Origin of the sequence: Tabrizicola flagellatus, assembly GCF_008271465.1 — a bacterium.
In the GTDB taxonomy this organism is placed as follows: domain Bacteria; phylum Pseudomonadota; class Alphaproteobacteria; order Rhodobacterales; family Rhodobacteraceae; genus Tabrizicola; species Tabrizicola flagellata.
Window position 1 is genome coordinate 1 of sequence record NZ_VMDU01000030.1, and the last position, 7084, is coordinate 7084.

Consider the following 7084-nt stretch of genomic DNA (forward strand, 5'->3'; position numbering starts at 1 on the left):
GGCGCATTGCGACGCCGTCGGGGAGAGCGGCATCCACCCCATCTTTTCAGCCATTGTGGCGTTCCTTGCTTTTCCGGACTCTCGTTCTTACGTTAGGAGCATCGATCATGGAGGCGTATGATCATGTCCGAGACGGCTACCCTGTCCTCGAAGTTCCAGATCTCGATCCCGAAGGCGATCCGGGCGGCCCAGCATTGGGAAGCCGGTCTGACCTTCGCTTTCATCCCCAAGGGGACGGGCGTTCTGCTTGTGCCGGTTCCAAAGCGCGACGCCCTGAAAGGCATCGCCCGCGGGGCTTCCGCAACCGACTACCGTGACCGGACAGATCGGTTCTGATGGTCCTCGTCGACACATCCGCATGGATCGAATGGCTGATCGGTTCGGCAACGGGCGACCGGCTGGCCGAACAGCTGCCGGATCAGGCCGACTGGCTGGTGCCGACCATGGTGCAACTGGAACTAGCCAAATGGCTGACCCGCGAGGCCGGTGAGGACAAGGCGGATCAGGTGATCGCCTTCACGCAGGTTTGCCAGGTGATCCCGCTCGACACCGACATCGCGCTCGAGGCGGCCGAGGCTTGCCGCACGCAAAAGCTCGCGACGGCAGATGCCATCGTCTTTGCCACCGCCCGGGCGCGGGGGGCGACCCTCCTGACCTGCGATGGTCATTTCGAGGGTCTGCCGGGTGTGACACTGCTCCCCAAGGTCAAGGCTTGATCCCAGAACGGTCAGCACTTGCCATCTGCTCGTTCAGTTTGCGCACCATGACCGCCTCGATCTCGGGCAGCAGTTCGGCGGCGATCAGGGCGTTGACGCCCAGCGCCTGCGCCAGCGCGAGGGCCGCGCCCATGTCCCATCCGACGACAGCCCCCGGCGCGAGGCGCAACTGGCCGCCGAGGCGCTGGGTCAGGTCCCAGACTTGCCAGCCCTCGACCGTCTGCGGCCGGTTCAGTCTTGCGGGGCAGTCCGGGCAGGGGCCTGTGCAGGCCGCGCAGTAGCTGTCGCCCCCGCCGAAGGACCAGTCGGCGAGGGCGCGGAGGCGTTTTTTTCCTGATCCAGCATCAGGCCGCGGGCGACGTATTGTGCCTGGAAGGCTTCGAATACCGGCCAGATTTCGAGAAGGGCGTCGATCCCGGCGGGGCTGACCGGCACGAGGTTTCCCGCATCGTCACCGACCCCTTCCCATTCCAGCACGGCGCGGCGGGCGACAGCCTTGGCCATGGCCAGCGCCATGTCCTCCTGGCTCGAGGTTTCCGACAGGCCATCGATGGCGAGATCGGCGCGGGCAGAGACCATCAGCGCAGTGGTCAGGGGCGCTACAAGGACACGCAGTCCGGGGAGCAGGTCCAGCCATTCGGGCCGGTTCGAGAGATTGAGGCGGATCATGATCAGTATCCCGTGACGGTGTTGACGAGGACGGCGGTGCACATGCGGGCGGGGCTGGCGGCCTTGGCGGCCTGCCAGTCGAAGGCGGCCTGGATGCCCTGCGGCCCGGGGATCTCGATCCGCGGGACTGGCAAGTAGACGGCATGGGCGGTGAAGGTGAAACTGGCATTCGCCCCGAGGCTGTAGGCGAACTCGAGCTCGCAGGGCGTGCCGTCGATGGCTTGGGTCACCAGCGCCGAGTCCGCGAAGCGCACTTCGATCCGGCCGGTCAGAGCTGCCATGCCGGGATCGGCGCCCTCGATCTTGCCGTCGTTGCGGATGGTTTCGATCCGGTCGAGACCGTTGGCATAGGTGATCTCGGCCGAGACGACGTTCCCGAGCGCCGTGCCGTTGCGCTTCACCACCCCGTTGAAGTGGCCGAAGCGTTGCAGGCCCAGCGCGGTCGGCGTGCCTGCGGCCGTGGTGGCTGCGATGGCCTCGCCTTGGGCAATCAGGCGGGCGGTGGCGGTCAGCAGGCCCGAGCGGTTCATCTGCCAGGACAACTGGTCCATGACGCAGCCCGCATACATCGCGAACCGCGGCACCTCGGGCATCGCCACTTCGATGGCCATCGAGGGGAGGATCCAATTCCCCTACTGGAAGGTGTGGGTCTTGGGCGTGGTCCCCGTGGTGGTCGGGGCACCGAAGGCCGCCTTCAGCCAGAAGCCGAAGGCCTCCACATCGATCGGCACCACCACTTCGCCGTCGGCGGTAACGGCGTCCTTGATGGGAGCCAGTGGATCGCGGCCGTAGCCCAGCAGTTCGCTGTTCAAGAGCGGCTGTTCCGCGCCCAGCGTAGTGCGGGCGAAGGGCATCAGCCGATAGCCGCTGGCCGGTGGGGTGCCGTAGACGGTTTCGAACGCAAGCGCCATCTGCGCCCGCGCGCCGTGTGGGCCTTATGCCGACCTCGGCATAAGGCGCATTATGCCGATGCTGGGATTATGCCGATGTAGGTCGGTAAGTCCTTGTTTCTGGCGGATGCCGCTGCGATTGGGTCTGCATAATCTTCGAAGGTAGGGACTGGTAGCGTCTTCTCGTTCACATCGAAACGAGGAGACATGATGGTGGTGGAGCAGAAGAAGAGACGTGTCAGGAACCCGGTCACGGCCCTTTCCAACGGCTTTGAGGAGGGGTTGCGTCGGCGGGGATATGCGGCCAGCACGATCTGGAAGCAGCGCAGGCTGCTCAACGACCTGATCGGTTGGTTGGAGGGCCAGAAACTGGCTATGGGCGATTTGTCCATGGCTCAGGTTGATCGGTTCATGGCGGGTCGCCGTGCCGCCGGTGTGCGACGGCTCAAGACACCCAGGGCACTGGGGCCCATTCTCGACCATCTGCGCGGGTTAGGGCTGGTGCCCCCGGCTGAAGTTCCGGTGGAGGACGATCCTGCCCATACAATCCTGAGCCGCTATCGGCAGTTCCTGACCACGGAACGCGGCCTGGTCGCTGTGACGGCGCATCGCTATATCGATTGCCTGCGCCCGTTTCTGGACCGCAGGATGGCGACGGGTGATCTTGATCTCGGGGGCCTGACCCCGGCTGACGTCACGTCTTTCGTGGTGGCGTGGTGCCCCTGTCTGAACTCCGGCGTGGCAAAGCTGACCGTCACGGCGCTGCGGTCGTTCCTCGGCTTTCTGCATCTGGACGGCGTGACGGAACGCTCGCTTGTCCCCGCCGTACCGACCGTCCTGCGCCGCCGATTGGCCGGATTGCCCAAGGGGCTGGAGCCTGATCAGGTGCGGCGCCTGCTTGCGGCCTGCGATACTGGCACTGTCGTTGGCATCCGCGACCTGGCGATCCTGACCCTGCTGGTTCGCCTTGGCCTGCGACGCGGCGAGGTCGCCGGGCTGGGGCTGGACGACATCGACTGGCGCGCTGGCACGATCCGCCTGCGCGGCAAAGGCGACTGCCACGAACTGCTGCCCCTTCCGCCCGATGCAGGCCTCCGGCTTGCCGAATACCTGCGCCATGCCCGACCAGCGGACGCTCTGGGGCGGGCGGTCTTTGTCCGGCACTTCGCCCCCCATCATGCGCTTGGGTCAAGCAGGGTGAGCGGCATCGTGGCGGATGCCGCCCGGCGTGCCGACCTCGGGCGCGTCCACGCACATCGCCTGCGCCACACGGTGGCAACGGAGCTTTTGCGCGCCGGGGCATCCCTGCCGGAGATCGGCCAGCTTCTGCGCCATCGCCGGGTGGAGACCACAGCGATCTACGCAAAGGTCGACCGCGATACCCTGCGCCTGATCGCGCGGCCCTGGCCGGAGGTCGCACCATGAGCCAACTGCGCAATGCCCTTGCCGATTACCTGACCCTGCGCCGTGCCCTGGGCTACAAGATGGATAAGGCTGACCGGCTTCTCGGCCAGTTTGTCACCTTTGCCGAGGATCGCGGCGAAGCTCATGTCCGGACCGAGACGGCGCTGGCCTGGGCGATCCTGCCCGCGGGTGCCGCCGCGATCTGGACCTCCCGGCGTCTGGGTGAGGTTCGTCTCTTCGCCCGCCACCTGCGAACGCTCGACCAGACAAGCGAGGTGCCGCCCACCGACCTTCTGCCTGCACAGACGCGGCGTGCGACGCCCTATCTCTACGGGCCACCGGAGATCGCGGCGCTGATGCAGGCAACCGCGATCCTGCGCGGGCCGCATGTGCAGGCAACCTATCGCACCCTGATCGGCCTTCTGGCGGTGACCGGCATGCGGATCGGCGAGGCGATCGGCCTCGATCAGGGCGACTTTGACGCGGGCAGCGGCATGGTGACGATCCGCCACGGCAAATTCGACAAGGCCCGCGCCTTGCCGCTGCACCCGACCACTGTCGCGGCCTTGCAGGACTACCTGCGCCGCGACGACCGGCCCCGGCCTGCAGGCATGACGCCCCTGCTGATCAGTTCGCGGGGCAAACGGCTGCGCTATGGAACCGTGCACGGGGTCTTCCACAAGCTCTTGCAGCATTGCGGGATTGCCCCGCGTTCGGCGGCATGCCGACCGCGGATCCACGATCTGCGGCACAGCTTCGCCGTCAGCACCATCGAGGGCGACTACAGGACGGGCGCCCCCAGCTCCCGCCTTGCGGTCCTGTCTACCTATCTGGGTCACACCGAACCCGGCAACACTTACTGGTACCTGTCGGGCGCGCCCGAACTCATGGGGCTGGCCGGCTACAGGCTCGAGCGTCACCTGGCGGGTGACGCATGAGCGCGCTCGCCACAACTCTGCAGGCGTTCTTCACCGACCGCCTCCTCCGCCAAAGGCAGGTCAGCCCGAACACGGTCCAATCCTATCGTGATACTCTGCGGCTCTTGCTGGTCTTCGCATCGGAGCGGCTCGGCAAGGCACCGGGCAGGCTGGATATCGACGATCTCGACGCGCCCCTGATCGGCGCCTTCCTCGACCATCTCGAGACGGACCGGAAGAACGGTGTGCGCACCCGCAATGCCCGACTGGCAGCGATCCGGTCCCTGTTCCGCTATGCCGCCCTGCGCCATCCCGAACATGCCGCCACCATCGAACGTGTTCTCGCCATCCCGGCGAAGCGCTTCGAACGACGGCTGGTCACATACCTGACCGAAGTGGAGATCGAGGTGCTGCTGGCCGCGCCGGATCGGGCCACCTGGACCGGGCGGCGCGACACGGCGCTCTTCGGCCTCGCCGTCCAGACGGGTCTTCGGGCCTCCGAACTGATCGGCCTCACCTTTGCCGATGTCCATCTCGGGGCCGGAGCGCATGTCAGTTGCACCGGCAAGGGGCGAAAGCAGCGGATCACGCCGCTGACTTCGGGCACCGTCGCCCTCCTGCGGGCCTGGCTCGCCGAACGCGCCGGTGGCCCCGCGGACCCGCTGTTCCCGACCCGGACCGGGCACGCACTCAGCCGCGATGCCCTTGAACACCGGCTGTCCAGATATGTCGCGGACGCCTCCGCACATTGCCCAGCCCTCGAGCGGAAGAGGGTGACGATGCATGTGCTGCGACATTCCGCGGCGATGCGCCTGCTGCAGGCCGGTATCGACACCTCGGTGATCGCGCTCTGGCTCGGTCACGAACAGATCGAAACAACCCAGATCTACCTGCACGCGGATCTGCAGATCAAGGAACGAGCCCTGGAAAGGACGGCCCCGATCACGACCAAACCCGGCCGCTTCCGGCCGACCGACAAACTCCTCGCCTTCCTCGAAGCCCTGTGATTATGCCGACCCCGACACAGCGGTCCCCGCCAAAAACAGGGGCTTACCGACCTACATCGGCATAATCCGGGCATCGGCATAATGGGCCTTATGCCGACCTCGGCATAAGCCGCATACCGTCCGGGGCTCCATCTCGGGGGCGCTGAAGAGGAAGCTCGGCCTGCCCATCACCGCCGAGAAGGTCGATGGCAGGGGGACGGTCTACAAGCTGCCTGCCTGAGCCTTCAATGCCTATCACACAGTACCGCCACCTCTAGCGGGTGGCGGTGCAGATCTTGTTTTCCAGCGCTGATCTTGCAAGTCTCAGAAAAACATCGGGAGACATGCTTTGAAAGTGACGAGCTTTGGGTTGTTTTGGCGTGCGAGCGAGATTGATTGGAATCCCGGACAAGGCAACCGAAATGAGTTTCGGTTACTTGGACGGATCGGTGCCAACCGGGGAAACATCCGCATAGCTGATTTTCGGCACCAGCAGGGCATTTATATCCTTTTTGACGAGTATGGCCCAGCCTACGTTGGTCTGACGCGCGCTCAAGGTCTTGGAAAGCGATTGAAAGACCATCTCACCGACCACCTTAAGGACAAGTGGGATCGCTTCTCTTGGTTCGGCTTTCACCCCATCGGAAGTCCGGACCCGAAAAGCGGGATTAGCCAGCTCAACCAGCCCGATGAGAATTTGACCGACGACACACGGACGACGATAGGTGATCTTGAAGCGCTTCTGATCCGTTCGATTGGTCCAAAGCGGAACACGGCGTATCCCGGATTTCAAGGGGCGGAGGAGTGGAGGCAGATCGACTACGAAGAACAAGAGAAATACCTAGGAAGATTAAATGCTTGACCACGAAACAGGCTGGGTCTTGGCTCGCAGTCAATTCTTCTCCAAGCAAGCCTTCCGCCCCGTCGCCATCTCCCATCGCCGTACGGCCACGTCGCAGTAGACCGGGTCCAGTTCCACCGCGCAGCAGCGCCGCCCGGTGCGTTCGGCGGCGATCAGCTGGGTGCCCGAGCCGCAGAAGGGTTCGAACACCAGGTCGCCGGGGTCGGTAAAGGCTTCCAGCACCGCCTCGACCAGCGCCACGGGGAACACGGCCGGGTGCGATCCGGCGGCACCCAGCCCGCCCTTGTGGCGCATGATCCGGAAGACGCTGTCGGGGATGCGGTGGCTCTGGATCGCGTTTCCGTAGCCGGTCTTGCGGTGGACCGTGCCGTCGGCCCCGCGCAACCCGCCGCCGCCGAGGGTTTCGCCCGCGTGTTTGCTCTCGACCGTCTTGTTCGGCTTCCGCGGCTGGCGGTTGAAGTGGAAGATGAACTCGTGCGACGGCGCGAGGCGGCCGTTCCAGTCGCCTGGCAGGCCCGGCCCCTGGTCCCAGACATACCAGCCGAAGCGCCGCCAGTGACCTGCCCCCCGGTCGTCCCTCGTTCATAACGAGAGTCCTTGGGGTTGATAGTGGTCGGTTTTGGGTTGGGCAAGTGCGCCG

8 protein-coding genes and 3 pseudogenes are annotated in these 7084 nt (G+C 65.3%); 7 read left to right on the plus strand and 4 right to left on the minus strand.

Features of this window, described 5'->3' with window-relative positions; translation table 11 throughout:
• Window positions 1–123: 123 nt before the first annotated feature.
• Both FL625_RS17830 and FL625_RS17835 read left to right on the plus strand, forming a co-directional pair.
• A complete protein-coding gene (locus FL625_RS17830) occupies window positions 124–336 on the plus strand; it encodes an AbrB/MazE/SpoVT family DNA-binding domain-containing protein (protein WP_149590021.1) in 213 nt (70 codons plus the stop codon).
• Window positions 336–716, plus strand: coding sequence for a type II toxin-antitoxin system VapC family toxin (locus FL625_RS17835; RefSeq protein WP_149590022.1), 381 nt, complete (start codon window positions 336–338; stop codon window positions 714–716). The genes FL625_RS17830 and FL625_RS17835 overlap by 1 nt, the downstream gene beginning before the upstream one ends.
• On the opposite strand, the gene FL625_RS17840 is transcribed toward FL625_RS17835, so the two are convergent.
• The 3 genes and pseudogenes from FL625_RS17840 to FL625_RS17850 all read right to left on the minus strand — a co-directional run.
• Window positions 706–885, minus strand: coding sequence for a DUF7697 family protein (locus FL625_RS17840; protein WP_435532715.1), 180 nt, complete (start codon window positions 883–885; stop codon window positions 706–708). The two genes, FL625_RS17835 and FL625_RS17840, sit on opposite strands and share 11 nt — an antisense overlap.
• 62 nt (window positions 886–947) lie before the next feature.
• Complete coding sequence (locus tag FL625_RS17845; RefSeq protein WP_149590024.1) at window positions 948–1385, minus strand: phage-derived protein YdaY family protein; 438 nt, start codon at window positions 1383–1385, stop codon at window positions 948–950.
• 2 nt (window positions 1386–1387) lie between these two features.
• Window positions 1388–2311 (minus strand): annotated as a pseudogene (locus tag FL625_RS17850) (phage tail tube protein); the annotation flags it as partial.
• Between the two features lie 174 nt (window positions 2312–2485).
• Here FL625_RS17850 and FL625_RS17855 point away from each other — a divergent pair.
• The 5 genes and pseudogenes from FL625_RS17855 to FL625_RS17875 all read left to right on the plus strand — a co-directional run bounded on the left by FL625_RS17855 (window position 2486) and on the right by FL625_RS17875 (window position 6444).
• A complete protein-coding gene (locus FL625_RS17855; RefSeq protein WP_149590025.1) occupies window positions 2486–3700 on the plus strand; it encodes a tyrosine-type recombinase/integrase in 1215 nt (404 codons plus the stop codon).
• Entirely contained in the window at window positions 3697–4617 is a 921-nt protein-coding gene (locus FL625_RS17860) for a tyrosine-type recombinase/integrase (protein ID WP_149590026.1), read from the plus strand. The genes FL625_RS17855 and FL625_RS17860 overlap by 4 nt, the downstream gene beginning before the upstream one ends.
• On the plus strand, window positions 4614–5603 hold the full coding sequence (locus tag FL625_RS17865) for a tyrosine-type recombinase/integrase (RefSeq protein WP_149590027.1): 990 nt from the start codon (window positions 4614–4616) through the stop codon (window positions 5601–5603). Before FL625_RS17860 ends, FL625_RS17865 begins: the two co-directional genes overlap by 4 nt.
• Window positions 5604–5715: 112 nt before the next feature.
• Window positions 5716–5823, plus strand: a pseudogene (locus FL625_RS17870) (DUF3489 domain-containing protein); the annotation flags it as partial.
• A 108-nt stretch (window positions 5824–5931) separates the two neighbouring features.
• Complete coding sequence (locus FL625_RS17875) at window positions 5932–6444, plus strand: GIY-YIG nuclease family protein (protein ID WP_149590028.1); 513 nt, start codon at window positions 5932–5934, stop codon at window positions 6442–6444.
• 30 nt (window positions 6445–6474) lie between these two features.
• Here the strand turns inward: FL625_RS17875 and FL625_RS17880 are convergent.
• Window positions 6475–6969, minus strand: a pseudogene (locus FL625_RS17880) (DNA-methyltransferase); the annotation flags it as partial.
• Window positions 6970–7084 lie beyond the last annotated feature (115 nt).

Bases quoted from the DNA above. Each gene is read 5' to 3' on its own strand.
- FL625_RS17830 (WP_149590021.1), top strand. From the start codon at position 124: ATGTCCGAGACGGCTACCCTGTCCTCGAAGTTCCAGATCTCGATCCCG.
- FL625_RS17835 (WP_149590022.1), top strand. From the start codon at position 336: ATGGTCCTCGTCGACACATCCGCATGGATCGAATGGCTGATCGGTTCG.
- FL625_RS17845 (WP_149590024.1), bottom strand. From the start codon at position 1,385: ATGATCCGCCTCAATCTCTCGAACCGGCCCGAATGGCTGGACCTGCTC.
- FL625_RS17855 (WP_149590025.1), top strand. From the start codon at position 2,486: ATGGTGGTGGAGCAGAAGAAGAGACGTGTCAGGAACCCGGTCACGGCC.
- FL625_RS17860 (WP_149590026.1), top strand. From the start codon at position 3,697: ATGAGCCAACTGCGCAATGCCCTTGCCGATTACCTGACCCTGCGCCGT.
- FL625_RS17865 (WP_149590027.1), top strand. From the start codon at position 4,614: ATGAGCGCGCTCGCCACAACTCTGCAGGCGTTCTTCACCGACCGCCTC.